Origin of the sequence: Micromonospora sp. WMMD1128, from assembly GCF_027497235.1 — a bacterium.
In the GTDB taxonomy this organism is placed as follows: Bacteria; Actinomycetota; Actinomycetes; order Mycobacteriales; family Micromonosporaceae; genus Micromonospora.
On sequence record NZ_CP114902.1, the window covers coordinates 4,455,183 to 4,481,793 of the forward strand.

Annotated in this window: 17 protein-coding genes; 9 read left to right on the forward strand and 8 right to left on the reverse strand. The window is 72.9% G+C overall.

Annotation, left to right across the window (positions count from 1 at the left end; all coding sequences use genetic code 11):
• From O7602_RS19715 to O7602_RS19730, 4 genes are all read left to right on the forward strand, one after another.
• Positions 1-3,327 (forward strand): right-handed parallel beta-helix repeat-containing protein, encoded by a 3,327-nt coding sequence (locus O7602_RS19715; RefSeq protein ID WP_281584115.1) that lies wholly within the window; start codon positions 1-3, stop codon positions 3,325-3,327.
• 11 nt (positions 3,328-3,338) lie between these two features.
• Positions 3,339-3,644 (forward strand): YbaB/EbfC family nucleoid-associated protein, encoded by a 306-nt coding sequence (locus O7602_RS19720; RefSeq protein WP_281584116.1) that lies wholly within the window; start codon positions 3,339-3,341, stop codon positions 3,642-3,644.
• 47 nt (positions 3,645-3,691) lie between these two features.
• Positions 3,692-5,779, forward strand: a complete 2,088-nt coding sequence (locus O7602_RS19725; RefSeq protein WP_281584117.1) for a hypothetical protein — start codon at positions 3,692-3,694, stop codon at positions 5,777-5,779.
• A gap of 166 nt (positions 5,780-5,945) precedes the next feature.
• The gene (locus O7602_RS19730; RefSeq protein WP_281584118.1) at positions 5,946-7,547 is read left to right on the forward strand and encodes a protein kinase; all 1,602 of its coding nucleotides are present in this window, start codon (positions 5,946-5,948) and stop codon (positions 7,545-7,547) included.
• Here the strand turns inward: O7602_RS19730 and O7602_RS19735 are convergent.
• The gene (locus O7602_RS19735) at positions 7,517-10,990 is read right to left on the reverse strand and encodes a BTAD domain-containing putative transcriptional regulator (RefSeq protein WP_281584119.1); all 3,474 of its coding nucleotides are present in this window, start codon (positions 10,988-10,990) and stop codon (positions 7,517-7,519) included. The two genes, O7602_RS19730 and O7602_RS19735, sit on opposite strands and share 31 nt — an antisense overlap.
• Positions 10,987-13,311 (reverse strand): AAA family ATPase, encoded by a 2,325-nt coding sequence (locus O7602_RS19740; RefSeq protein ID WP_281584120.1) that lies wholly within the window; start codon positions 13,309-13,311, stop codon positions 10,987-10,989. Before O7602_RS19740 ends, O7602_RS19735 begins: the two co-directional genes overlap by 4 nt.
• A 242-nt stretch (positions 13,312-13,553) precedes the next feature.
• On the opposite strand from O7602_RS19740, the gene O7602_RS19745 reads away from it, so the two are divergent.
• From O7602_RS19745 to O7602_RS19760, 4 genes are all read left to right on the forward strand, one after another.
• Complete coding sequence (locus O7602_RS19745) at positions 13,554-13,916, forward strand: hypothetical protein (protein WP_281584121.1); 363 nt, start codon at positions 13,554-13,556, stop codon at positions 13,914-13,916.
• 113 nt (positions 13,917-14,029) lie between these two features.
• Positions 14,030-14,653 carry a response regulator transcription factor gene (locus tag O7602_RS19750; protein ID WP_281584122.1) on the forward strand — a complete coding sequence of 208 codons (624 nt, stop codon included), beginning with the start codon at positions 14,030-14,032 and terminating at the stop codon, positions 14,651-14,653.
• 37 nt (positions 14,654-14,690) lie between these two features.
• Complete coding sequence (locus O7602_RS19755; protein ID WP_281584123.1) at positions 14,691-15,938, forward strand: NAD(P)/FAD-dependent oxidoreductase; 1,248 nt, start codon at positions 14,691-14,693, stop codon at positions 15,936-15,938.
• 7 nt (positions 15,939-15,945) lie between these two features.
• Positions 15,946-16,434 (forward strand): MarR family transcriptional regulator, encoded by a 489-nt coding sequence (locus O7602_RS19760; RefSeq protein ID WP_281584124.1) that lies wholly within the window; start codon positions 15,946-15,948, stop codon positions 16,432-16,434.
• 96 nt (positions 16,435-16,530) lie between these two features.
• On the opposite strand, the gene O7602_RS19765 is transcribed toward O7602_RS19760, so the two are convergent.
• The 5 genes from O7602_RS19765 to O7602_RS19785 form a co-directional block, all read right to left on the reverse strand.
• On the reverse strand, positions 16,531-18,126 hold the full coding sequence (locus O7602_RS19765) for a cellulase family glycosylhydrolase (protein ID WP_281584125.1): 1,596 nt from the start codon (positions 18,124-18,126) through the stop codon (positions 16,531-16,533).
• A gap of 634 nt (positions 18,127-18,760) precedes the next feature.
• Complete coding sequence (locus O7602_RS19770) at positions 18,761-19,672, reverse strand: NADP-dependent oxidoreductase (RefSeq protein WP_281584126.1); 912 nt, start codon at positions 19,670-19,672, stop codon at positions 18,761-18,763.
• A gap of 342 nt (positions 19,673-20,014) precedes the next feature.
• Positions 20,015-21,028 carry an acetamidase/formamidase family protein gene (locus tag O7602_RS19775; protein ID WP_281584127.1) on the reverse strand — a complete coding sequence of 338 codons (1,014 nt, stop codon included), beginning with the start codon at positions 21,026-21,028 and terminating at the stop codon, positions 20,015-20,017.
• 104 nt (positions 21,029-21,132) lie between these two features.
• Positions 21,133-21,498, reverse strand: a complete 366-nt coding sequence (locus tag O7602_RS19780) for a darcynin family protein (RefSeq protein WP_281584128.1) — start codon at positions 21,496-21,498, stop codon at positions 21,133-21,135.
• Entirely contained in the window at positions 21,488-22,405 is a 918-nt protein-coding gene (locus O7602_RS19785) for an NAD(P)H-binding protein (RefSeq protein WP_281584129.1), read from the reverse strand. Before O7602_RS19785 ends, O7602_RS19780 begins: the two co-directional genes overlap by 11 nt.
• A gap of 109 nt (positions 22,406-22,514) precedes the next feature.
• On the opposite strand from O7602_RS19785, the gene O7602_RS19790 reads away from it, so the two are divergent.
• A complete protein-coding gene (locus tag O7602_RS19790) occupies positions 22,515-23,453 on the forward strand; it encodes a LysR substrate-binding domain-containing protein (RefSeq protein WP_281584130.1) in 939 nt (312 codons plus the stop codon).
• Positions 23,454-23,535: 82 nt separating this feature from the next.
• On the opposite strand, the gene O7602_RS19795 is transcribed toward O7602_RS19790, so the two are convergent.
• The gene (locus O7602_RS19795; RefSeq protein WP_281584131.1) at positions 23,536-26,568 is read right to left on the reverse strand and encodes an NACHT domain-containing protein; all 3,033 of its coding nucleotides are present in this window, start codon (positions 26,566-26,568) and stop codon (positions 23,536-23,538) included.
• Positions 26,569-26,611: the final 43 nt, after the last annotated feature.

Here is a 26,611-nt window from a genome sequence, read left to right on the forward strand (position 1 = left end):
ATGACTCGACAGGTCCTCACGGTGGGCGGCGGGCAGCCCGGTGCGTTCGCCACGATCGGCGCGGCGGTGGCCCGCGCGGAGCCGGGCGCCACCATCACCGTCCACGCCGGCCGGTACACCGAAAGGCTCGTCGTCGGTCACCGGATCACCATCGCCGCCGCGCCGGGCGCCCTCGTCGAGGTGCACACGGAGGAGGGCAGCGTCCTGGCCGTGCACGGCGAGGGCGCGCAGGTGCGGGGCGTCACGCTGTCGAGCGCCGACCCGAAGCTGGCGGCGGTCGACGCGTACGCCGGTGAGGCGGCCCTGGACGGCTGCCGCGTGGCCGGTGCCGCCTGGGTGACGCTGCTGGCCCGGCTCCAGGGGACGATCGCGCTGCGCAACTGCGAGATCAGTTCCGCCGCGGGCGCCGCGATCGTGGTGACCGCGCCGGGTACGAGCACGGTGGAGGACACCGTGATCCGCGACGCCGCCACCTCCGGCGTGGTGATCAGCGATCAGGGATCGCTGACGCTGCGCCGCTGCACGGTGGAGCGGACCGGGGCGAACAGCATCTGCGTCAACGGGGACGGCCGGCTCGTCGCCGAACACTGTGAGATCACCGCCGCCGGGAAACCGGCGCTCGTGGTGGACCAGCGCGGGCACGCCCGGATCAACCGCCTGCGGGTGCGCCAGAGCGCGAACGTCGACGTGTTCGTGCGCGGCGACGTCGACGTGGTCGTCACGGATTCCGAGTTCACCGGCGCGCTCTTCCAGTCCGTCCACGTCGCCGGTGGCGCCGCGCCGACGTTCCGGGGCTGCACGTTCGGCTCGGCCGGCCGCAGCGCCGCCCACGTGACGGGCGCGGCGAAGCCGACGTTCGCCGACTGCGTCTTCGCGGACTCGCCGGTCGGGCTGACGGTCGAGGACAAGAGCACGCCCCGTTTCGAGGGGGTGACCATCCGGGGCAGCGGTGCGCAGGCTGCGGTGGTGACCGGCGCGGCGTCGATGACCGTGCAGCGGTTGCGGCTCGCCGTCACCACCGGGTCCGGGCTCCTGGTCACCGAGGGCGCCGCGCTCGACGGCACCGACCTGGTGGTCGATTTCGCCGGCGCCGTCGCGCTCGAGCTGCGCGACTCGGCGCGCGGCACCGTCCACGACGCCCGGTTCAGCGGTACGGCGGCCACCGGCGTCCTGGTCGGCTCGGGCGCGTCGCTGACGCTGCGGTCGGCGGTGCTGGACGGGGCCGGGATGCGGGTGGCCGACCACGCGGACCTGCGACTGCAGGACACCGAGTTCACCGACGTGGCGGGTGACGGCCTCCAGGTCGGCGCGTCCGGCGCGGTGACCGCCGGCCGGGTGCGGATCCGCCGGGCCCGCCAGGCGGGGATACGGCTGGAGCGCGGTTCCCGGGGCACCTTCACCGACTGCGAGGTGCTGGAGAGTGGCGCCGCCGGGTTCGACGTGGACACCGCGGAGCCGGTGTCGATCACCAATTGCGTCGCCCGGGACAGCGGCGGCGACGACGTCCGGCAGGCCGACGACGCCGACCTCACCATCGCCTCGCTGACCACCGGGCGGGCCGCCCGGTCGGTGGCGCCGACCTCCCCGGCCCCGGTCGGCCCCGGGTACGCACCCGACGCGGCTCCGGCGGACGAGCCCGAGGTGGTGGCGGACGGTGAGCTGAGTGGACCGTTGCGGGAACTCGACGGCCTGATCGGCCTGCGCGGGGTGAAGCACGAGGTCACCGCGCTGATCAACCTGATCAAGATGGCCCAGGTCCGGCAGCAGATGGGCCTGCCGATGCCGCCGATGAGCCGGCACCTGGTCTTCGCCGGCCCGCCCGGCACCGGCAAGACGACTGTTGCGCGGCTCTACGGGGCGGTCCTGGCCGAGCTGGGCATCCTGGCCAAGGGCCACATGATCGAGGCGGCCCGGGCGGACCTGGTCGGCCAGTACATCGGCTCGACCGCGATCAAGACCACCGAGTTGGTCAACAAGGCGATCGGCGGGGTGCTCTTCATCGACGAGGCGTACACGCTGTCGGCCGGCTCCGGCGGGTCGGGCCCGGACTTCGGTCAGGAGGCGATCGACGCGCTGATGAAGATCATGGAGGACCAGCGCGACGAACTGGTGGTGATCGTCGCGGGTTACTCGGAGCTGATGGAGAAGTTCCTGGCCTCCAACCCCGGCCTGGCCTCCCGGTTCACCCGGACCGTCGAGTTTCCGAACTACTCCGTCGACGAACTGGTCACCATCACCTCGAACCTGTGCCGCAAGCACTACTTCGAACTGACCGACGACGCCGTCGCGGGACTGACCGCCTACTTCGAGCGGATCCCGAGGACCTCGACGTTCGGTAACGGCCGGGTGGCCCGCAAACTGTTCGAGGCGATGATCAACAATCAGGCGTCGCGGCTGGCGGCCACCCCACCGACCAAGGACGCGCAGATCAACCGGCTGACCGCCGAGGACCTCGCCCCCGAGCTGGAACTGCTCGCCGATCTGCCGGTGGAGCGGAAGAACCAGCCCGACCCCGGCCAGAACCCGGCCGCCGCGATCAACGCGGCCCGGAGCTGGCAGCGGATCGGGCAGTTGGTCGGCGCGACCGACGCCCGTGAGGCGATCGGCGCGACCCTGCTCCAGCTCTGCGAGTTGCGCAATCGCCGCCGCTCCTACGGCCGGCACGGCAACGCCCTGCTCTCCGGCGTACCGGGCAGCGGTCGCCGTGAGCTCGGCCGGCACTACGCCGCCGCCCTGTCCGAGCTGGACCTGGTCCCGGTCGGTCAGCTGGTGCGGGTCTCGACCGCCGAGCACCTCGCGCCCGAGTGGCCGGGGCAGACGCACAGCCTGGTCCGGAGCGCGCTCCAGGACGCGGCCGGCGGCACCCTGATGGTCGACTACGTGGACGACGGCACCGGCGCCGCACCGGAGATCGTCGAGGCGCTTGTCGAGCAGATGCCTCCCGGGCTGGGCGACCCGGTGGTCGTCCTGGTCGCCGAGCCGGCCGGGCTCGCCCGGCTGCGGGTCGCGGTGCCCGGTCTCACCGAGCTGTTCGGGCCGGAGTGGACCATCCCGGAACTCACCGTCACCGAACTCGCCGAGGTGGTGGCGCGCCACCTCGTACGCCGTGGCCACGAGATTCCCGACGACGTCCGGGTCGCGCTCACCGGGCTGGCCGCGCGGGCGCCCGAGCGAACCGTACGCGCCGCCCACCTGCTCTCCCGGAGCCTGAGCCGGGCCACCGGGTCCCGCACCCTCGCGCTGGCCGACGTGACCGGGCTGGTCAGCCGCAACGATCCGGCCACCACGGCGGCCCGCCACCACGGCGGCCTCGCCGCGGTCGGTTGAGAGGAGACGCGATGTCGCAGCAGCCCACCCGCGAGGAGATGATCGAGGCTGGCCGTGCCTTCGAGCAGCGGCTGCGCAGCGCGCAGGCCAGTCTCGAACAGGCGCTCGTCACCGGCCGGTCCGCCGACGGCGCCGTGGTCGTGCTGGCCAGCGGCCTCGGGCAGCTCAAGGCCGTGCAGGTCAGTCCCGCCGTGTTCGACGCCCGCGACGTGACGGCCCTGCAGGACGCGATCGCCCAGTCGATCCGGGCCGCCGCGGCCAACGCCGCCGAACTGGCCCGGGAAAAAATGGGCGCGGTCGAGATCAATCTCTACTGACCGGCACCGGTGCCGGGTGTGGTGAGGGGACGAGTCGAATGAGGATCATGCGCTCCCTTCGCGGCGGGCAGCCGGCGGGGATGTCCCGGCACCGGGTCGGCAACGCGCTCGTCCTGCACGCGCACGAGCGCATCAGTGTGGCGGCCCGGTCGCTGGCCCTGGCGGTCGCCGAGGACCCCGCGTACGACATCGTCGTCCTCGACCTCCACGACGAGCTGCCGATCGGCGCCTGGCGGGCGGTCGCCACGGCGCTGCGACGCCACCGGCGCGGTATCCGTCTCGTCGTCTGCGGCGCGTCCGCCGACACCGGCGCCCTCGCCGCGCAGTGGCTCTGCGACCGGCTGCGCCGCCCGGTCGTCACGCCGCACGGGCGGATCATCCGCGCGGCGGACGGGACCCTCCTGGCGGGCGCCGCCGACGGCGGTGGCTGGGTGCGCTACCGCCCGGGCCGGTCGCCGGTCTGGGACGCCCAGCGCTATCCCGCCCCGGCGTGGGACGCCGCAGCCGCGCGGTTCCGGGTGACGAGCGCGGTGGGCGCCGTCGAACCCCTTCCCGGCGGGGTCTGGATCCGCGACACCCGCGATCCGGCGGTGATCAGCGAACGCTGGCGGTGGCTGGTGTCCGCGCTGCCGTGCCAGCCCGACGTGATGACCGTCGTCCTCGGTTGCCCGGGCACGCCGCCGCTCGCCGTCGACGACGTCGCCCGCTTCTGGCGGGGCCTCGACCCGGACGGTCGGCATCGGGCCCGGTTCGTCCAGTACGGGCCGGTCGCGCTGCCGGCCGGCGAGGTGCTCGGCCAGCGGCTGGCGGACGTGCTGGAGTCGCCGGTGGTCTGCCTCGGCGGCATCCCCGTCGGGCGGCCCGACCGTACGCAGATGCGCACCGTCACTCCGGACGGCGGCCCCGGTTGGCAGGTCCTCGTCCGGGAACTCTGCTTCACGCCGCGCGCCACGCCCGGCGCCGCGGCCAAGCTGCCACGGATCCTCAGTCACCGGGCCCCGGCGCTGCTCGGCGAACCGGTCGGCCCGTTGAGCCACCGCTACGCCGCGGACGCGGTCGTCGAGATCGTCCAGTCCGGACTGTGGATCCGCGCCGACGACACGCCGCGCAACGCCGGCCGGGTCCGGGCCCACCCGGCCGACCCGAGCCGGCACGCCCTCATCGTCGACGACACGGTCCCGTCCCGGGTCGCACGGTTCCGTGAGCTCGCCGAGGATCTGGCCGCCCGGCTGGACCCGGACACGAGGGCCCGCAGCACCCTGCACCTCGCCTCGGCGGTGGCGGCCGGGTGGCGAGGACGGCCGGGGGGCCGGGCCGACGACAACGCCGGTGACGGACTGACCCACCGGTTCACCGCCGCGGACCTGGCCTTCCCGCCGACGCCCGCGCCGGACGCGCGGGGACTTCCCACCCCGGCGGGGCTCGACGCGGAGCGGGCGTGGCTGCGCCGACGCTTCGGCCGGGAGTTCGACGTCGCCGCCGACTCCGTGTCCCGGCTGCTCACCGAGCACCCACACCTGCACGTGGGGGGCGACTCGGTGGTCGACGCCGTCGCCGTACGCCTGTACCTGTCGGGGGCGGGCGAATCCGTGGACGGCGAGTTGCGATCCGGGTCGGCGGGTGACTCTGTCTCCTTCGCCCGGTGCGTGGCCGCCGGGGTGGCCCGGTTGCCGTCGTATCGGGGCGCCGCCTGCCTCTCCGCCACGCTGTCCGCGGCCGAGCTGCGGGAGATCGCCGCGCGGGAGACCCTTACCGATCGGGGATTCACCCACGCGCTGACCGAGCCGCCGATGAACGTGCCGGGAAATGTGGACGTCCTGCTCTGGTCGATGACCGCCCGCCGGACCCGGTTGCTGGAGCCGGCGGACGAGCAGCGCGCCGCCGGCCGGGTGCTGTTCCTGCCCGGCACCCGCTTCCGGGTGCTGGAGACGACGCCAGCGGGTGACGGCCGCCCCGGCCGCCTGTTGCTGCGGGAACTCTCCGCCGAGGAGCCGGTCCGCGAGCGCGGTCCCTTCGACGACCTCGCGCTGACCTCGTTGATCCGGTGCCACGAGCGGTGGGCGGCGACCGGGCGCCGGGCTCGGGTCGGCAGCGCGGCGGTGCCCCGCTTCGCCCACCTGCCGGGCCTCGTGTGACGCAGCGTGGCCACACCGTTCCGCCGCCCGGTCCCGCACGGCGCCGCCCGAATGTGCCGAGCGGTCACGATACGTGTCGTTGTCGATCAGTCGATGCCTTGATATACCTGACGATGCCGGCATCGGCGTTCGGTGCGGATTCGTCGACTCCGTCCATGAAGGAGACATGATCGACACGGCATACCGCGTGCGTCCGCTGGGCTCGGCCGATCCGGAACGCGTGGGTGACTACCTGCTCGTCGGCCGGCTCGGCCGGGGCGGCATGGGCATGGTCTACCTTGCGGAGAGTGACGACGGCAGTTACGCCGCGATCAAGCTCATCCATCCGGATCTCACCACCGATCCCGAGTTCGCCCGCCGCTTCCGCGGCGAGGTCGAGCGAGCGCGGCGGGTGCCGCCGTTCTGCACCGCCGAGTTCCTCCACGCCGATCTCGACCATGACCCGCCGTACCTCGTCGTGGAGTACATCGACGGTCCGAGCCTGGAGGAGGTGATCGCCGAACGCGGTCCGCTGCGCGGCGGGGCGCTGCACTCCCTCGCCGTCGGGGTGGCCACCGCGCTGACCGGCATCCACAGCGCGGGGATCATCCACCGCGACCTCAAGCCGGACAATGTCCTGCTCGCGCCGGGCAGCCCGAAGGTGATCGACTTCGGCATCGCGCGGCCGTTCGAGGCCACCAGCCAGCACACGCGCGCCGACGTGATGGTCGGCACGGTGGCCTACATGGCCCCGGAGCGGTTCTCCGGCGAGTCGGAGACACCCGTCACCGCCGCCGCCGACGTGTTCGCGTGGGGCTGCGTGATCGCATTCGCCGGCACCGGCAGGACGCCGTTCCACGGCGACTCGCCGTCCGCGACCGCAGCCCGCATCCTCACCCAGCCGCCGCGACTCGACGGCCTGCCGGAGTCCCTGCGGGACGCGGTCGGCGCGGCCCTGGCGAAGGATCCGACCGCCCGGCCGACCGCACCGGAGCTGCTCACGATCCTGCTCGGCAACCAGTCCGGTGCGCCGTCGACCGTCGACACGCAACCGTCGGCGCCGTCCGCACCGGCGGTCCGGCCGGCCCGGCGCGGGCGAGCGGTGCTGGGTGCCCTCGTCGCGCTGCCGGTGCTGGTCGGGGTGGCGATCGCCGGCCTGGTCGCCGACGCCGACGACACGCCCCAGGCGGGACCCGACCCGTCACCGTCCACCGGGTCGCCGTCGCCGTCGCCGACGAGCGGGGTCTCCGCGCAGGCGCCGCCGGCACCGAAGCCGACCGTCACCTCCGCGAGCACACCCGCACCGACCCGGTCGCGCCGCGCGGCCGACGACCCCGGCGAGCTCTTCAAGCCGGCGGCCAGCGCCACGGCCACGCCGACGGCACGGGCCTCCGTGAACACCTCCGGCCGGAACCTGGCCCTCGGTCGGCCCGTCACCGCCTCCAGCGTGGAGGGCGCCAACTGGGCCGCGGCGCACGCCGTCGACGGTGACCTCGGCACGCGGTGGGGCAGCCAGTTCAGCGACCCGCAGTGGTTGACCGTGGACCTGGGCGCGCAGTGGCGGATCAACGAGGTCGTGCTGCGCTGGGACTCCGCCCGCGCCTTCGTCTACCGGCTTGAGGTCTCCGTGGACGGTCGGCGGTGGACGAAGGTCTACGGCACCCTCCTCGGCGCGGGCGAGGTCGACCGGATCCCGGTCGACGGCGCGACCGGCCGCTACGTCCGGATGTACGGCACCCAGCGGAACGGCAACTACGGCTACTCGCTGCACGAGATCGAGGTGCGCTGAACGCGCCGTTGCGCCGGCGGGCGGTCGGGGGCCGGGAACACGCCGTACTCCCCCAGCCGGCGATGCGTTCGGCGCAGATCCCACCCCGCGCCGAGCACGGCGTACCGTTCCGCCGCCTCGCCGCCGGCCCGGGCCGCCGCGTGCGGGTGTCGGCCGGCCGCGAGCAGCACCGCCGCGTCCTCCAGCGCCGCGGCCAGTTCCACCACCCGGCCGACCGCGCGGTAGCGCGCCGCCGCGGCCAGCGCGGGCTCCGCGTCGCCGGTGAGCAGCGCCCGGCAGCGTAGCGCCGCCGGATGCGCCCGTGCCGGCCGGACCTCCCGGGCCGCCTCGTCGGCGCAGATCGCCGCCGCCCGCTCCGCCACGTCGCGTCGACCCAGCTCCAACGCGAGCCGGACGACACCGGGAAGCCACTGGTGCCGCATCAACAGCGGGGCGTACGCGGGCACCAGCAGCGGTTCGAGGACGTGCAGGGCCTGCTCCGGGCGGCCCTGCCGCTCGGCGACAAGCGCGCGGGCGACAAGCAGGAAGTCGGAGTTCTCGCGCTCCGCCTCGGTGGCCGGCACCAGGTCGGTCGAGTCCAGGTGCCCGCCGGCCAGCACGGTGTCGTCGCGGTGGGCGGCGACAAGAGCGGCGACGCCGTGCAGCACCATGGCGACCGCTCCCGGCTCCCGGGTGCCCAGCAGGGTGGATCCGAGCGGATCGTCGGTGACCGCACCGACCACCGTCAACACGTCGTCCCAGCGGCCCGACCAGTAGTGCTGCACGGCGGCGGCGACGTGCAGCCCGGACGGCAGTCGGTGCCGCAACGCGAAGAGCGCGGCCTCGCGCAGCGTCCGCTCGGCCTCCTCCAGCCGGTCCAGGTTCTGCAACGTGAACGTCCGGTTGTCCAACAGGTCCAGGTACAGGCCGCTGAAGGCCGGGTTGTCGCGCATGACGTCGAGCGCGCGGTCGGCGTACTCAAGTGCCCGCTCGTGGTCGCGCCGGATGGTGTTGGTCAACCAGGTGGTCTGCAGGGCGAACGCCGCCTCGTACGGCTGGTTCGCGGCGAGCGCGGCGGCGTGCAGCGCCGCCGCCGTCCGGTCCGCCCGATCGAGGTCGTCGAGGGGACCCCGGTGGAGGTTGGCCCGCAGCATCCGGTGCCGGGTGTGCCAGAGGGCGGGGACGGTCGGGTCGGCGAGCGCCTCCTCGACGATGCCGAGCGCCGCCGCGGCGTCGCCGCCGCGCCGGGTCATCGCGGCGAGCAGGTGACGCATCTCGGCCCGCTCGGCCGGGTCCGCGGCGAGCCGGACCGCCTCCCGTGCCTCGTCCAGAGCCGGACGCTCGCGCCGGAATTCGAGCCGGACCAGCGCGACAAGCAGACGTCCCCGCTGCCCCGGATCGGGCCGGTCGGTGCCGAGCACCCGACGCAGCAGCTCGCCGGCCAGCCACGGCGCCCGGCGGGTCAACTCGACGTGGTGGGTGGCCAGCCAGGACACCACCCAGCCGTCCACCGCCGAGGTCGCGGCGGCAAGCTGCTCGGCCACCCGCACCACCGGCCTGCCGCCGTTGGCCAACACCTCGGCGATGTGCCGGTGCAGGGCCGAGCGGGCCGGGGCGGGGACGCTCTCGTACAACATCTGCCGCAGGAACCGGTGTCGGAAGGCGAGGTCGGCGCCGGCGTCCACGACGACCCGCGCGGCGAGCGCCTCCTCCAGGCTGGACACCAGGTCGAGGGCGGGGTGACCGGCCACCGCGCCGACGTCGTCGACCGAGAAGCCGGCGCCGAGCAGCGCCGCCGTCCGGAGCACCTCCTGGGTGCCGGACGTGAGGCTGTCCATGGTGGCGCGGATCATCGCGAGCAGCGGACGTGGGGCGTCGATCGCCGTGCCGTCGGGGATGTCGGCCACCTCGTCGACCACCCGGACCACACCCCGCCGCAGCAGGTCCGTGGTCAGCTCGTGCGCGTAGCGGGGGTTGCCCGCCGAGTCGGCCACCACCTCGGCCAGGTTCGGTCCCGGTGGCGCGCCCACCAGGGCGGTCACCACCTGCTCGACCACGTCGGCGGGCAACGCGTCCAGGTGGAGCAGATGACCCTGCCGGGCCTGGACGGCGCGGCGCAGCCGGCCCAGCTCCCGGGCCCTCGGCTCCAGCCGGGCGGCGGCCACCAGGAGCAGCGGGAGCCGGCGGGTGAGCGCCACCAGACGTTCCCAGAACGGGGCGGCGCCGGAGCGGTCGGCGCCGTGCAGACCGTCGAGCACCAGCACGAGGGGGCCGGCGGCGCGTACCTCGGCCAGCACCCGTTCGGTCAGCTCCGCGGTGGCGCCGCCCGCCCCGCCGGGCCGCCCGGCGACCGGCGGGTGACCCTCGGCAGGGTCGGGGGCCAGCCCCAACGCGCGGAGCGTCGCCGAGAGCGGGCCGTGCTGGTCCGGCTCCGCGACGGAACCCCAGGCGACCCGGCAGCCACGCCCGGCCGCCTCGTCGACGGCGGCGCGGAGCAGGCTGGTCTTGCCGATGCCCGGTTCGCCCTCGACCCAGACGGCGGCGCCCCGGCCGGCGGCGACTGCGCCGACCAACTCCCGCAGCAGGCGCAGCTCCGCCTCGCGGCCCGGCAGGTCCGCCGGAGGTGACCCGTCGAGCGCCGTCGTCGGCCCCGGGCCGGCACCGGTCCGGACGTCCGGATCCGCGCCCGACCCGGAGACGATCCGGTGCAGCCGGGCGAGGGCGGCGCCCGGTTCGACTCCCAGCTCGGCCCGGAGGGTGTCCCGGGCGGCCCGCCACGCCGCGAGCGCCTCGGCCCGCCGGCCGCCGCGGTGCAGCGCGAGCACCAGCAGCTCGTGCAGGGGCTCGCGCAGCGGATGGTCGCGGACCAGCACGGCGAGGTCGGCCACCACGGCATCGTCGCCGATCTCGACGAGCATCCGGGCCCGCGCCTCGGCGGCGGCGAGACGCCGCGTGGCGAGCCGGCCACGCGCCGCGTCGAGGTGATCACCGGGGAGCCCGGCGTACGCCTCGCCGTGCCACAGCCGCAGCGCCTCGTCGAGCCGGGCCACGGCGGCGGTCCGGTCGCCGGCCGCGCGCAGCCGCTCGGCCTCGGCGGTGAGCGTCTCGAACCGCTCGCTGTCCAGGTCCTCGGGGCGCAGGCGCAGGGCGTACCCGCCCGGCCCGGAGGTCAGCGACCCGGGCCCGAGGCCGCGACGTAGCCCGGAGATGTAGGTGTAGACACTGCCCGCCGCGGTGGTCGGCGGCGACGGCCCCCACGCCCCCGCGATCAGCTCGTCCCGCCCGACGTCGCGTCCCACTGCCGCGGCAAGCAGCGCGAAGATCACTCGCTGCCGGGCCGGGCCCAACGGGATGTCCCGTGCACCGCGCCAGGCCCGGACCGGCCCGAGGACGGACACCCGCAGCCGATCCTCAGGGGTGGTCGTCGTCGACTCGTCGGGAGGCGAGGTGGCGCTACCGGTCACGACGGCCGTCCGTCGCCGATGAGGCCCGAGCGGGACAGGTGCGGCTGGGTCGGGTTGCCGGGCAGGCTCGGCCGGATCCGCCCGAGCAGCGCCCGCAGCCGGTCGATCCACTGCGGGCCGATCCGGCGTTCCCGCAGCGCCGCGTGGGCGATCTCCGCCGCGGTCTCGACGTCGCCCCGCCGCTCATGGCTGTGCGCGGCTATCCACCGCATCTCCCCCGCCAGCTCCGGATCGGCGGTACGCGCGGCGACCCAACCGGCCTCGGCCGCGGCGTGGTGATCGGCCCGTAGCAGCAGCCGGGCCAACCAGGCCGTCAACGTGAGCCGCCGGTCGGGGTCGAGGGCGTGCTGGGCGTGCGCCCGGGCGAGGGCCGCGACGGCGATCCGCGGCGACGCCTCGGCGACCCGCTCGACGTGCTCGGCCAGCCACCCGCCGGCGCAGTCGTCGACCGGCACCGGCCCGGCGAGCAGCAGCGCCGCCACCCGTTCGGGCGCCGCGCCCACGGTGGCGAGCCGCCCCGCGTACAGGCGGCAGAGGGCGACCCGGAGCGCGGCCGGCGTGCTCTCGTGCAGGGTGCGGGCGACCACCCGGTGCCGCAGGCGCAGCCGGTCCCCCGACGCGAGGATCCCGGCGGCCCGCACCGGTGCCACCATCCGGTCGAGGTCGTCGGGGTGGTGGTCGGTGGCCGCGGCCAACTCGGCCATCGTGCAGCCGGCCGGCAGCGCGCCCGGCACCCGCACCTCGTAGGCGCTGAGGAACGCGATAGCCCGCAGCACCTGGCGGAGATCGTCCGGGTACGGCGCGAGGTGCGCCCGGACCGTCGCGACCAGAGCGGCCACCGGGAACGGCTCGACCCCGTGCACGGCGAGCCGGCGCAGGTAGTCCGGGTGGCCGCCGGCCAGGTCGAGGATCCGGGCCAGGTCCGGTGGCTCGGGCGGTTGCGGGGCGACCGTCCGGACCAGCGCGCCCGCCGAGGCGGAGTCCAGCGGACCGATCGTGACGATCTCGGCGACGGACCGCCCGACCACCGGCTCCGCGCCGGAGTGGACAGCCACCGGCTCCGCGCCGGAGCGGACGGCGGCGACGAGCAGCAGCGGCAGCTCGGCCGCCTGCTCGCCCAGCGTGGCCCAGGCGCGCAGCGTGGTCGGGTCGGCCCAGTGCAGATCGTCGATGACGAGGACGAGCGGCCCGTCGGCGGTGGCGCGACGGACCAGTGTCACGGCCCGGGCCACGGCGTCGGCCTCCGCCCGGTCGAGGCCGTCGAGGCCGGCCGCGCCGTCGAGGTCGTCGAGGCCGGCCGCCAGCGCCGACTCGACGCAGTCGCGCAGGGCGCCGAGCGGGACGTCCCGGGTGACCTCGTCCCCGACCGCCCAGCCGACACGGCATCCGTCCGGGACGCTCCCGAACGCGACCGTGAGCAGGGCCGTCCTGCCGATGCCGGCGGAACCTTCGAGCATGATGCTGCCGCCCCGCCCGGCGGCGGCGTCGGCCATCCCCCGGCGAAGCCGACGCAGCGCCACGTCCCGGCCGAACAGCGGGTTCGCGCCGGCCCCGGAACGCGGCCCGGGCCCGCCCGCCGGGCCACCTCCGGGACGGACCTGCCCACCGGTGAGCGGTACGCCGGGGGGCCGCGTGCCGCCGCCCGTCACGACGGACGCGCCCGCGGCCGGGGCGGCCCCCGGCGGCGCGGCGGCGAGCCTGGCCCGCAGCTCCTCCCGGTGCGGGTACGCCTCCGCCAGCTCGCGCCGGACCTGGCCGGCCTCCTCGTGGCGTCCGCGCCCGGTCAGCAGCTCGGCGTACCGCTCGGCGGTGGCGAGCCGCAGCTCGGTCAGGCGCAGCCGCTGCCCCTCGGCGTACGGGCCGGGGACCCCGGCGAGCGCGTCGCCATGCCAGAGCCGCAGGGCCGCCGCCACGGTGGCCAGCTCCGCGTCGGCGTCCCCGGCGGACCGCTGCCGCCGGGCCGTCTCGCGCAGCGACTCGAACCTGAGCACGTCGACGGAGTCCGGCGGGAGCCGCAGCTCGTACATGCCGCCGCCCGAGCTGAACAGTCGCCCGGCCGTCCACCGGCTCCGGGCCGGCTCCAGCATCTGGCGCAGCGTGGAGACGTACGTGTAGATGTTGCCGGTCGCGCTCGACGGCGGGTCCTCACCCCAGACGGCGTTGACCAGCTGGTCGCGGGAGACACGCTGCCCCGCGTGCAGTGCCAGCACGCAGAGCACCGCGGTGCGACGGGTCGAGCCGAGGACCAGCTCGGTGCCGTCCTGCCAGGCTCGCACCGGACCCAACAGACGGAGGCCGATTCCCACCTGCTCCGCTGACATGCGGGTCTAACACCTCACTGCCGACGGAATCTCGATGAATGCCCCACCCGCCCGCTTGCTCCGCACCTGTCGATTGTCCCCCATCCACGCCGAGGCTGCCCGGTCAGGATGATCGTCCCGCATCGTCCTTGTAAACAGGAGCGGTCGTGGTAGGACGAAAGAGCGGGCAGACCGGGCCGGAGTCCGGGCAGTTCCGCTGCCGGCGCCTTCCCTCTCCATCATGGAGCTGGTGCACTCGCCGGGTGTCGGCTGATCCGAGAGCTCCGTCGAACCCGTTCGCCGGCGAGCTTCTGCTCACCCTCGCCCGTGAGGGGCGGTTCGTGCTGGCGCCGGACCAGGCCGACGAGGCCATCGCCGAGCTGGAACGCACTCTCTCGGCGGTGCGGGCCCGGCTGCGGATCCTGCGCATCTGGCAGCACGTGCCGACCCAGCGGGTGGATGAGATCCCCGACGACCTCGCCCTGGACGTCGTCGACGCCATCTTCGCCGATCAGCTCGCGCCCGGCCGGCTGGAGTTGGCCGCGACCGAGATCCCCAAGTACATCGAGGCGTTGCGCCGGGCTCGGCTGATGCCGCCGGGCACCGCCCGGCCGACCTGTGGCTGAGCTCCGGACCGGACACCTTCACGTGCCGAGGATGGGCCGTGAAGGCGGCGTGGAGATTTTCTGAAGGGCCGGTCCGCAGACTTCCACCGCTACCAGGAGACACGGAGGTTTCGGTGGAAAAGGTCAGACTCGTCCTACAGGCGTCCGACCCGTTCAGCTACGCGGGGCTGGACAGCTTCCTGCGGTCCTGTCCGGCGCTCGAACTGTTGCCCGCCGACGACCGCACCGGTGCGCAGGTGCTGGTGTTCGGCTGCGAGCAGCTGACCGTGGACGTGGTGGCGATGCTGCGCCGCTCGGCCGCCGAGACCGGCCTGCCGGTGGTCCTCGTACTCCGGGAGATCACCGAGAGCGAGTTGCTCACGGCGGTGGAGTGCCGGGTGGTGGCCATCCTGCCGCGCGCGGCGGTGACCGCCGACCGGCTGGCGCACAGCGTGGTGGCCGCGGCCGGCGGCGGCGGCATCATGCCGCCGAACCTGGTCGGCGAGCTGCTCAAGCACATCGAGCGGCTCCAGCGTGAGGTGCTCGCCCCGCACGGCCTGAACGCCTCCGGCCTCACCCCCCGCGAGGTCGACGTGCTCCGCCTGATGGCGGACGGATTCGACACCGGTGAGATCGCCGGCAAGCTCTGCTACTCGGAGCGGACCGTCAAGAACGTCATCTACGGCGTCACGCACCGGCTCAAGCTACGCAACCGTTCCCATGCGGTCGCGTACGCGCTGCGTGCCGGCATGATCTGACCCGCGCGGAAATCATCTTAATGGTTAAGATAACTGGGTGACCATATCGACAGACTTCTCGGTGGCGATCGCCGGCGCCGGACTCTCCGGACTCTGCCTCGCCCACTATCTGATGCGTTCCGGCATCGACGTGCACGTCTACGAACGGGACCCGGGGCCGTTCGTCCGGCGGCAGGGCTACCGGATCATCCTCGACCGGTACGGGCTGGAAGCGCTGCGCGAGAGCCTGCCCCGCCCGCTGTACCGGCTGGCGCTCGCCACCGGCGACGAGCCCGGCGGGCACATGCGCTTCACCGACAGCCGGTTGCGGGACGCCTTCACGATCACCTTCAAGGACGACCCGCACGAGACCCGGCAAGTGGACCGGCTGACCCTGCGGTCGATCCTGCAGTCCGGGCTGGACGGGCGGATCCACTACGGCAAGGCCGCCGTCGCGGTGGACGGCGACGGTCCGGCCGGGCTGCGGCTGCGGTTCTCCGACGGTGGGGCGGTGACGGCAACCGTCGTGGTGGGCGCGGACGGCGTCGGCTCGGCGCTACGCGCGCAGCTGATGCCGGACGCCGAACCGGCGGACACCCCGATGGTGGGCATCTACGGCCGGTCGCCGCTGTGGCGCGACGGCGCGAGCGTCATCCCGGACGCGCTGCGTACCAGCGGGGTCCTGGCCATCGCCGACCGGCCGGGCCGCGCCTTCTTCTTCACCTCCATGCGGTTCGGCGAGAGCCCGTCGGAGGCGTTCGCGCGCCTGGCCCCGGGCAGCTACGCCCCCACCGGCGACGACTACGTCATGTGGGCACTGCTGCTCCGGCGGGAGGAGCTGCCCGTCGGCGCCCGCGGGGACCTGCGGACGCTGTGGAAGTTGGCGGCCCGGATGAGTGCGGATTTCCACCCGCTCGTCCGGCGGCTGGTCGACACGGCCGAGTTGGACGCCACGGTGCTCAACCTCTTCGCCACCGGCCGGCGGCCACGCCGGTGGGCGGTGCCCCGGGCGACGATGATGGGCGACGCCGTGCACGTCATGCCGCCGTTCGGCGCGCACGGCGGCAACACCGCGCTCCGCGACGCCGCCCTGCTCGGCCGCCGGCTGGTCGAGGCCCGCGCGAACGGCACGCCGGTGGAGGAGGCGATCGCCGGATACCAGGACGAGATGATGCCGTACGCCTTCCGCGCCGTCGGCTCCGCCGCCACGCTGATGCGCCGCCTCACCGGAGACGCCGCCGCACCGCACTGGTTGCTGACCCGCGTGTTGCCTCGGCTGCACCGGGTCACCGTGCCGGAGGCATGATTGCGGGATGTCCCACGAGCCGGACCGTGCCGCCGCGATCGCCCACCTCATGCGCGCCGGGCGGGAGACGTCGCGGCTGTCCACGGTGTTCCGGTACGCCGTCGCGGAGCGACTGGGCCTCACCGTGAGCGATCTGGAATGCCTGGACCACCTCGCGGACGTCGGATCCGCCACCGCGGGGCAGATCGCCGAGCGCACCAACCTCACCACCGGGGCGGTCACCAGCATGCTCCGCCGCCTGCAACAGGCAGGCTACGTGACGGCCGAGCGCGATCCGGCGGACCGGCGGCGGGTCATCGTCACCCCGCGGCCGGAGCGGATCGCCGAGATCGAGCGACCGTACGAGCGCTTCGCCGAGCGGGCGCGGCGGCTCATCGAGGGCTACCGCGTCGAGGAGGTCCGGCTGCTGGTCCGGCACTACGACCGCATGCAGGCGATGTACCTCGCCGAGTTGGACCACCTCCGCGCCGACGACACCGCGCAGCGGTCCGCCTGAGTCATCTCACCCGGACGCCGTTGCCGGCCCGACGGACCTGACCGCGACCGCGTGGGCCGGGCGTCCGTGACGCCCGGCCCGTCGGTCACGGCCTGCTCAGCTCGCCGCGCAGGACAACGACGGTACGCCGTTGGTGCCGCTCGACGATCCCAGGAAGCCGAAGGTCGCGCTACCGCCGGCGCTTATCGAACCGTTGTAACTGACGTTGCGGGCGGTAACCGTCGACCCGCTGCTGGTCACCGTCGCGTTCCACGCCTGCGTCACCTGCTGCCCGTTCGCGTACGTCCAGGTCACCGTCCAACCGCTGATCGCCGAACCACCGGCGGTCACCCGTACCTCGGCCTGGAAGCCGCCCTGCCACGAACCGGTCACGGTGTACGACGCCGAACAGGACCGCCCGTTCGGCGGCGGACTCGTCGGCGGCGTGGTCGTGGGCGGGGTCGTCGTCGGCGGGGTCGTCGTGGGCGGGGTCGTCGTCGGCGGGGCGGTGGTTGGGGTGCCGCCACCGACGGCGCTCATGATGGCGTCGATGATGCCCTGCTGGGTGACCGTGGCGCTGCTGCGGTTGAACAACCCGAACCCGTACGCCCCGTTGTAGCCGTTGTCCCAGTAGGCGGTGGCCGCCCCGTACTTCTTGGCGGTGGACACCAGCGTGCGCGCGTAGTCCGCGCGGTACCTGTTGTTCGTCGAGTCGGCAGACGTCTTGTCGACCGAACCGTACTCACCGACGAACACCGGGTATCCACGCGAGACGAACGTGTCGCGCACCTTCTTGAGCTGGGCGTCCATGAAGTCCTGCTGTCCCCAGGTCGACTTCCGCGCCGGGTTGGTGGCGGCCGGCCCCCACTGCGTGATGGTGCCGTTCTCCTCGCCGGCGAAGTCCCAGGGGTCGTAGTAGTGCACGGAGATCATGAGCCGCTGCTCGTTGGCGGGCACTGACGACGACCGGTACTGGTCCGTCGGCAGCACGAAGCCGTAGTTGCCCACGGTGTAGTCGATGTTGGTGTTCCAGCCGGGGACGAGCAGCCAGCGCGAGGCGTTGTTCCCGCCGGTCCGGCGCACCGTGTCCACGAAGATCTGGTTGTAGGCGTTGATGTTCGAGTAGCACGGCTGGGTCGGATTGCCGTACTGCCCGTCGAACTCCTCGTTCATGGACTCGAAGATGAGGCGCTCGCTGTAGCTCTGGAACCTGGTCGCGACCTGCTGCCAGACCTTCTGGTACTTGTCCTTGATCGTGGTCTGGTTGGACGAGTCGCAGATCAGCCACGAGCCGGTGATGGTCTTGTAGCCGTCACCGTGCATGTTGATCAGCACGTACAGGCCGCGACCGTAGGCGTAGTCGACGATCTCCTGGATCCGGTTCAGCCAGGCGGAGCTGATCGTGTAGTTCGGGGCGGACCCGATGTTTCCCAGGTACGACACCGGGATCCGGATCGTCTTGAATCCCGCCGCCTTCACCCGGTCGATGAACGCCTGCGTCACGACCGGGTTGCCCCATGCCGTCTCGCTGGGGATCCCGTTGGCGTTGGCCTCGAGGGTGTTGCCCAGATTCCAGCCCGCCCCCATGTTGGCGACGAGTTGGGTGGCGTTCACCTGGGCCATGCTGTCGGCCGACGCGGAACTCGTCATCACGGCGGCGGATCCGGCCAGCGCCAGTACGCCGGAGAGTATGGCGAACTGAACCTTTCTCAATGTGGACTTCACAAGCATCTCCCGTCTTCGAACCAACCGTCACGCTGGGTTGTCGAAGCGTTTCGACGATAGTCGATTGCCTACGCTGGCAGTCGATGGGCTGCCAAGGATAGATGCATGTCCATAAATGGAGCAACTCGTGGGTCACCTGCCCTGCTGCTCCCACCACCTGACGGCGGTCTGCGACGTTACCTCGGTAGGCTCCCCTCGCACCGGAGGCAAGGATGGACAGCGGTTCGACTCCACCGGCTTCCGACGACGCGCGCGCCACGACCGTTGCCCACCGTCGGCGCCGGATCGTCGTGGCCCTGCTCGGGGTGCTGACCGCCATTCCGCTTGTCGCTGACGCCGCCCCCGCATCTGCGGGTGACACCCCCGCCAGCCGCTCCGCCGTGCCCTCGCCCGCGCTCGCCCAGGCACGGCTCCTCTCCGGCGTGATCGCCACTGCCGCCGGCTTCGGACACAGTCTCGCCCGGCCGGCTCTCCGCGGGGCGGCCGGGGCACGCCCACGCCGGGCGCGCTCAGCTCGGAGTCAGCAGGTCCGGGTAGCCGACGGCGCGGCCTCCCCTTCGCCACGTTGCTCGTGGTGGCCCCGCCCGGCGGACGTCGGGCAGGCTGGCCCCGGCCTCCGACCTCAGCCGAGCACGAGCGCCAACCGGCTCCGCACGTGGGCGTTCTCGCTGGCGCGGTGCGCCTCGGCGATCCGGTCGAAGGGGAAGGTGCGGTCGACGGGGAGCCAGAACCGACCAGCCTCGATCAACTCACCGATGTCGGCGAGTGAACGGAAGCCGTGACCGTCGACGAAGCCGTTGCTGAAGTGCACACCGTGTTCCTTGGCGCCCTCGATGTCGGCGATCGTCACCACGTTCCGGGCGTCGCCGGCCAGGCCGACGAGTTGGGGCAGGATCCCGTTCCCCGCGACGTCGAACGCGACGTCGACTCCGTCCGGTGCGAGGGCCCGGACCCGATCCACCATGCCGTCGCCGTAGATCACCGGCTGTGCGCCGAGCAGCCTGAGGTAGTTCTGGTTGGCGGCACTGGCCGCGCCGATCACCCGGGCGCCGCGGGCGGCGGCGAGCTGCACGGCCGTGCTGCCGATGCCACCGGACGCGCCGTTGACGAACAGGGTGGTGCCGGCGGTGACGCCGAGTTGATCGATGACTCGGGTCGCCGTCTCCAGCGCGACGGGCAGCGCGGCGGCGTCGACGAAGCCCAGCGACCGGGGGATCACCGCCCGGAACGTCAGCAACGCCAGTTCGGCCGCGGCGGCGCCGTCGTCGGAGATGCCGAAGACCCGGTCGCCGACGGTCACGTCGGTGACGCCCTCGCCCACCTCGTCGACCACGCCGGCGACGTCGCGCCCCGTCGTCTGCGGCAGCTCCGCCCCGAAGCTCACGGTCCCGGCGCGCACCTTGGTGTCCGTCGCGCTGATCCCCACCGCGCGCACGACGATGCGGACCTGGCCGGGGCCCGGATGCGGATCCGGCAGGTCGACGATCGTCAGGACCTCGGGGCCGCCGAACTCGCGGAACTGTGCTGCTCTCATGACGTTCTCCTCAGCTCTCCATGGGTCTGGTCAACTCAGAACGCCAGTGCGTAGCCGGTCACCACCCACCGCCGGTCGCCGTCGGAGAACCCGAGGTGGCCGTCCGCGCCCTGGACCGCAAGCGTCGTCCCGCCCGCTCACACGGCCCGCACACGCCGCTCACACGGCCGCGCACGAGGCACCGGCCCCGGATTTGGCGGTGCGGGGCGCGCGGGTGACGATCGTGGGGTGGACGGGGATGTGCGGCTTCGCCTCGAACTGCTCGGCGCCCTGCAGGTCTTCCGTGGTGACGTCGTCCTCCCGGTGCCGGGTGCGCGGTCGCAGGGCGGGCCGCGTCGACGGTCAACGGTGGGCCAGGTGGGCCCGGCCCGTCTCGCGCAGCCGCGCGTGCACGCCGTCGTACGCGGTCACCCCGCCCAGATAGCGCCGGGCCACCCGGGCCAGCATCGTGTAGTTCGGGTCGCAGACGTTGCCCACCGGCGCTTCACCGGCCTGGCTGACCAGCTGGTAGGCGTCGAGCTGGTCCAATCCCACCAGCTCGGCCGTCCAGGTGACCAGGTCGTGCTGGCTGATCCGGTACGCGTCCTCCAGCGGCCGGGCCGAGCCGGTGCTCATCAGCGCGTCGTCGGACTCCAGGCGCGGCCACGGCGTCGGCACGCCCTTCACCAGGTCGAGGATCAGCGTGGTGTGCATCGCCGCCTCGACCCCGCTGCCACACACCTCACCGTGGCCCTGCCGGCAGTGACCGTCACCCACCGCGAACAGCGCGCCCGGCACGTTGACCCCGAAGTACGCGGTCACGCCGGCCCGCAGCTCGGGCGAGTCCATGTTGCCGCCGTGGGCGTCCGGCACGATCGTCATCCGCGACTCGAACGCCGCCGGCGCCACCCCCATGGTTCCGTGCATCGGGTCCAGCGGCAGCGCCACCGTGTGGTCGCCGCGCCGGGCCCGGTACGTCACGGTGCCGGCGGCGACGTCGACGTCGTACACCCAGACCAGCTCCTCCAGCGGTGGGTGCAGCGTAGCCGTGGTGCGCGTGCCGGTCAGCGCGCCGAAGTGCGGGAAGGTGCTGGAGACCGCCCAGTCCCGGGCCGGTTCGATGGCCACCACGTGCACCGCGAGCGTGTCCCCCGGCTCGGCGCCCTCGACGTGGATCGGCCCGGTCACCGGGTTGAGGTAGGGGAACTCACACACCCGTGACGGCAGGTCGTCGATCCCCCGCACCCGACCGCCGTAGCAGTCCTCGGTGTAGAGCTGCACGATGGTGCCGGGCCGGACCCGCAGGACCGGCTCCCGGCCGCCGAAGGTGTACGACATCTCCGCCGGCTCGGGCCGGTAGGTGACGACCTCGGTCATGGCAACTCCTCGTCTCGGTCGGTGGTGGCCGGCACACGTATCCAGTGGCATACCGCACCACCCGCACGGACATCCCTACACCGTCACGCCGACGCGCAGAAGCGTCAGGTGGCGAGGGTCGCCAGGGGCTCCAGGCCGTAGGTGCGGGCGTAGCCGTTCTCGATGCCCACGAGCAGGTCGACGACCTGAAAGTAGCGGTCCCAGAAGGGAGTCTCACGCAGCGCGTCGATCAGCAGGCGGTAGGCGTCGTGGTCGTCCGCCTCCCAGACCCAGATGTCGGTGACCCGCGCGGAGTAGAACTCCGTGTCGTAGAAGCGGGAGCGGACACCGCGGGTGCGGGCCTGGATGACGGGGAGAACGTGGGTGGTGAATGCCTCGACGCGCTCGGCCACGGTCATCGCCAACCACTCGGGCGTGGTCTTGACAAGCATGAAAGCGGTGACCGGCGACTCGGTACGCTCAGTGGGCATCGACGATCTCCTTCGTGGCGAGGACAGCGGGCCGGAGCGTTCGGGCGCACCACTGCGCGAACGCGGTTGCCGGCTCCGCCTGCGGGGAGCGGTCGACGCCGGAGTCCAGGCCGTCGTCCTTGGCGCGTTTCATGTCGACCATCGCCTCGACGAACGCCTCGTTGAGGCCGTAGCCGAGCATGCTGGAGCGCAGTTCGTCGAGCGACTGACGCTGATAGCGGACCGGACGGCCCAGTTCCTCGGTCATGATGCGGGCCAGATCGTTGGGCGAGAGGTCCTGCGGGCCGAGCACAGGGACATGGCCCACGCCGGCCCACGCGCGGTCCGACAGCAGCCCGGCCGCGGTGGCGGCGATGTCGGCGACGGCCACCATGGGGGACGGACGGTCCGCGGCGACGGTGTCGGTGAAGACGCCGTCGTCGCGGATCGAGTCGACCTCCTCCAGCAGGTTCTCGAAGAAGGACGGGCAGGCCAGGGCGCGGTAGGCGACACCGGAGCCCGCGATCAGGTCGTCCATGGCCAGGGAGGCGGTGACCAGCCCGGCCCGGGCGGCCTGCGGGGTTCCACGGCCGAGCGCCGAGACGGCGACCACATGGCCGACGCCGTGAGCGGCGAAAGCCCGCGCGGCCGGGCGCGTGAAGCCGCTGTAGGCTTCGTCGGGCGGGACGGAGGCGTCCGGCGGCACCAGCCAGAAGACGGCGTCCGCCCCGGCGAAGGCTCGCTCCACGGTCGCGGCGTCGCCGTGCGAGCCGACGACCACCTCGACCCGTCCACGGACGGCCTCGGGCAGCCGGGCCGGATCCCGGACGACGACACGCAACTCCTCGCGGCGTGCGGGTGCGGCCTCGATCAGCAGCGACAGCAACTGCCGCCCGATGTTCCCGGTGGGACCGGTAATGACGATCATGAAACCTCGATTTGTTGGATCGGCAGGACCCACTCATCGTCCGGTGACCGCCGTGTTGCCACAATGGGAACCTCAGCATCCAATCATTGCCTGAAGTGGAATAAGTGCGGTGAGCAGCCCAACCTCGAACCTTGACGCCAACCTCGCCGTCGCTCTCGACGCCCTCCTGACCGAGCAGAGCGTCACCCGCGCCGCCGCGCGGCTGCGGACCTCCCCCGCGGCGATGAGCCGTACCCTGGCCCGGCTGCGCCGGGTGCTCCGAGATCCACTACTTGTGCGGGCCGGACAGACGATGGTGCCCACTCCGCGCGCCGAGGCGCTGCGGGACGAGGCCGCAGCGGTGGTACGCCGGCTGGAGGCGTTGCTCGCCCCGAGCGGCGGGATCGACCCCGCGGCACTGCGGCGCACCTTCACCGTGCAGGCTGCGGACCTGGTCGGTGCCGCGGTCGCGCCCGGTCTGCTCCGGCTCGCCCGACGCCAGGCGCCGGGTGTTTCACTGCGGGTGCTGGCGGAGGAGTGGGAGGCCGGCCCCGCACTGCGTGACGGACGGATCGACCTGGAGATCGGGGCCATCGACCACGTCGACCCGGAGACTCGGGTCGAAGAACTCGTCACCCTGCGGATGGCGGCCGGTGTCAGGGCTGGGCACCCCCTGACCGAAGGAGTTCTGACGGCCGCCAGGCTCGCCGCGGCCGAGCACGTGGCGGTCAGCCGCCGCGGACGCTTCACCGGGCCGCTTGATACGGCCCTGGCCGCGCAGGGGCTCAGTCGTCAGGTCCGCGCCGTCCTGCCCGGACACCTCGCCGCGATGATGCTGGCCGCAGCCGAGGACATGGTCTGCCTGGTGCCGACCGCCCTGCCGGGCGAGCCTCCGTCACGGCTCAGCGACACGGCGCACGCGCTGGGACTGCGCCTGCTGGCGATCCCGCTGCCACTGCCACCACTGACGATCGGCATGGCCTGGCACCCACGCCACAGCGTCGACGGTGCCCATCAGTGGCTGCGTGACGCCGTACGCCGAGTGCTCTGTCCCGCCGGAGAGGAATAGTCGAGGCTTGTTCAGGGCATGGTCGACGTGTTGATGGGGTGCCCGAACCAGAGGGTTCACCGGATGCGGGCAGGTCGCGCACTCAGGTGGGCGTGGGGCTCGTGGGCGGCGCGGCGGCGGGCCCGTCATGGACATTCTGTGGAGCGGACGGGCCGTCTCCTGGTTCGAGCAGGCGACGGATCAGCTCACAGGTGCGGTACGGATCTCGGACACCCTTGAGATGGGCGACGACTGTCCCGTCGGCGGTTGCCGCCACGTCATGCCAGCCGACACTTCGGCGGTTGACCCGTCGGACTGTCGCGCCGCCCCCGGCGACGTCAGCGGTGATGACCTCTATCTGTCCGTAGCCGAACAGCCGACCCAGTGGGGAATGCTCGTATCGCAGATCGATGATCCGTTGCAGGGGCACCTCGACACGGTCAGACAGCGCCACCACAAGCATCCGCCGGTCGGTGACGGTCACATGATCGTGGGAGGAGAGGAAGACCGGCACAACCACGGCGATGAGCAGCACGCCCGCCAGCAGGAGGCGGCTCGGAATCAGCAGGGAGAGACACGGAAGGAGGAACAGGCCGATGACGACGCCGGGTGCGGCCGTCCGGACAAGCAGCGCCACAGGATGCAGGCGCAGGTGAAGTCTCACCTGCTCGCCGGGAAGCATGGCGCTGCCGTCGGCCAGTCGACGCCAGGGACCCAACTGCCAGGTCTGGGCGACGGTCCAGTCGGTGAGCCATCCGTCGAGCGGCTCAGCGACGTGGGCGCCGGGAGCCGACGGGCGGGCGGCGAGCCTCGCGGCCAGGGCGGGGTCGCGCCAGCGTTGCCGGGACCAGGGCAGCGGCTGCATGACCAGCGCACCCGCTCGGGGAAGGTTTCGCCGCCGTTCGATCCAGGTGACGAACTGTTCCACGCGCTTCTGCACGAGGCTGTTGGCGTCGGCCTCGGCGAGGTGGTTCTGGAGCCGAAGGTGACGAAACTGGTAGACGGCGCCGATCTGCCGCAGGACGCCACGCCGGTGGGCGTCGATCAGAAATGGCATGAGCCGCCAGGGCAGGCGGAACCTGAGCGCGTAGGACAGCCGAACCGCCGCGAAGCGCTGGGACGCGGGGCCGAAGGCGCTGAAGATCAGGGTCCCAGCGGTGTCGGTCATGACATAGACCAGGTATCCGACGAGCATGACGGGGCCGGCGATCAGCCAGACGAGGATCGTGTGGAGGGCGCGCCTACCGACCATGGCGATCAGTCCGGCGCGTCTGTCCATTCGCATGAGCTGCGCGGGCCCGACGGCGCGGGAGACGTCCACCGGCTGCACCAGCCACGTCGGAGCGTTCGCCGCCACAAGGACACCGAACACCGTTGCCACCAGCAGGAAACCGTTGAGCTTCGGCACCGTCACCTGTGGTTGCCAGGTCCGCAGCACGCCGATGGTTACCAGCCCGGTGAGCGCGGCGGCGGCCCAGGCCATCGCCAGCCGGAGCCGCCAGGGCAGACGGCGGCGTTCCAAGGACGAGGGCAGTTGCGGGACCATTACGGCGCGGCCCAACGCGGTGAGCGTGCCACCCAGGATCATCCACAGCACCACCCACCACGCGAAGATGCCCGGTTCGAACAGCACGCCGACGTCAACCTCCGGCAGCCAGGAAGGCTCGAACAAGAAGTCGATTTCCTTCGGCACTTCCGGCGGGAGGGGGACACCGACGGGGCCTGCTGACGCCAGTCTGCCCATCTCGACGAAGAGGTTCCGCCCCGCGTCCGCGGCGTCCATGGCGACGACGAGGGCGACGACGCCCCAGAGAAGTGCCATGCGTACGGCGGAGCGCACCGCCGCGATGAGCGATACCCAGGCGACATTCGGATCGGCCATCCGCCACCAGGCGAGATCTCGGCTGTCCGCGCGGTTCAGGTCGGCGGCCAGCGCGGCCAGCCACCGCCGCGCCTGGTTGGGGCGGCAGCGAAACCCGGTAGGCCCCGGCCGATCGGCGTAGACCGCGGGAATCAATGCTTCGAGCAGGTGCTGTTCCATCGCCGCCGCATCGGCAAGACCGAGCAGCTCCGTCGGATCGTTGCGCCGGCGCTCGTACACGGTTCGGGCCAGCCACAGCATCAGCGGGTTCGTCAGCACCTGAGCCGGCGCGCCGTCCGGGGCGGCGGAGAAGTCATCGAAGACGGCCTGCCACCGCCCTGTCCGACCGCCTGCGGTGGCATCCAGGAGATATCGCCGCACCTCGTCGGTGGACAGCGGACGCAGACGCACCGCTGTGGCCAGAGCTATCGAACGCCCGGCGTGATGCTCCGCGAGCCGGTACTCCTCCGGTCGGCTCGTCATCACCAGCGGCCGGTCCGAGCCGTAGGCGTTGATCTGCTCGATCACCCAGGCGCGTTCCGGCGTGGACAGCTCGTCCAGGCCATCCAGGACGGGAAGGATTCCGCCGGCGTCGACAAGCGCCTGAGCGAGAGTGACGGGCGTGTCGTCTCCAGCCAGGACCCGGGTGGCGAGCGCCGGGCTGAGATTTACCAGTTCGTCGGCCAGCCACCGGGACAGTGTCGCTCCGGCCTGCCAATTGCCCAGCGGCACGACGACGGGTGCGGGGTCTCCGGCCGATCGTGCGGCCAGGAGATCGCGGACCAGCCGGGCCGCCAGCACGCTCTTGCCCGAACCGGCCCGGCCCAGGATGACCAGCCGTGGTGTGGTCATGGCGGTGAAGAACGCCGCGACGTCGGTGAACACGCCGGTGCTGCGACTCGGAGCGCCGGTTCCGCCGGCGGTGGTGGCCGGACCGTCGACGGTCTCCCAGCGCACCGGCAGCGGCCATGGATCGTTGATCCGCCGTAGTCGTTCCTCGTTCGCCCACACGCGCCCGAGCGCCACGGCCAGGTTCTCGGTAGCCTGCTCGATGTCGATGGTAGCCAGGGGCTTCGGCTGGGCCCATCCCATGAGCCGACGCAGGACCGCCGCCAGGGTGCCGGCGGCCAGGATCAGGAATCCGGCGATGCCCGCGACCTTGTTGCCCCAGTCGAGATCCCGTGCGCGGACCGCCCAGCCGACCCGGGCGAGCAGGGTGACAGCCGCGCCGATGACCATCACTGCGAGCAGTCGGCGTACCCGCACGCTCCGCACGCCTCATCATCACCGATGAGCCGGAGATGCTCAATCATCGACC

Coding starts and splice junctions, on each gene's coding strand:
- O7602_RS19715 (WP_281584115.1), top strand. CDS start 1: ATGACTCGACAGGTCCTCACGGTGGGCGGCGGGCAGCCCGGTGCGTTC.
- O7602_RS19720 (WP_281584116.1), top strand. CDS start 3,339: ATGTCGCAGCAGCCCACCCGCGAGGAGATGATCGAGGCTGGCCGTGCC.
- O7602_RS19725 (WP_281584117.1), top strand. CDS start 3,692: ATGCGCTCCCTTCGCGGCGGGCAGCCGGCGGGGATGTCCCGGCACCGG.
- O7602_RS19730 (WP_281584118.1), top strand. CDS start 5,946: ATGATCGACACGGCATACCGCGTGCGTCCGCTGGGCTCGGCCGATCCG.
- O7602_RS19740 (WP_281584120.1), bottom strand. CDS start 13,311: ATGTCAGCGGAGCAGGTGGGAATCGGCCTCCGTCTGTTGGGTCCGGTG.
- O7602_RS19760 (WP_281584124.1), top strand. CDS start 15,946: ATGTCCCACGAGCCGGACCGTGCCGCCGCGATCGCCCACCTCATGCGC.
- O7602_RS19770 (WP_281584126.1), bottom strand. CDS start 19,672: ATGAGAGCAGCACAGTTCCGCGAGTTCGGCGGCCCCGAGGTCCTGACG.
- O7602_RS19775 (WP_281584127.1), bottom strand. CDS start 21,028: ATGACCGAGGTCGTCACCTACCGGCCCGAGCCGGCGGAGATGTCGTAC.
- O7602_RS19780 (WP_281584128.1), bottom strand. CDS start 21,498: ATGCCCACTGAGCGTACCGAGTCGCCGGTCACCGCTTTCATGCTTGTC.
- O7602_RS19785 (WP_281584129.1), bottom strand. CDS start 22,405: ATGATCGTCATTACCGGTCCCACCGGGAACATCGGGCGGCAGTTGCTG.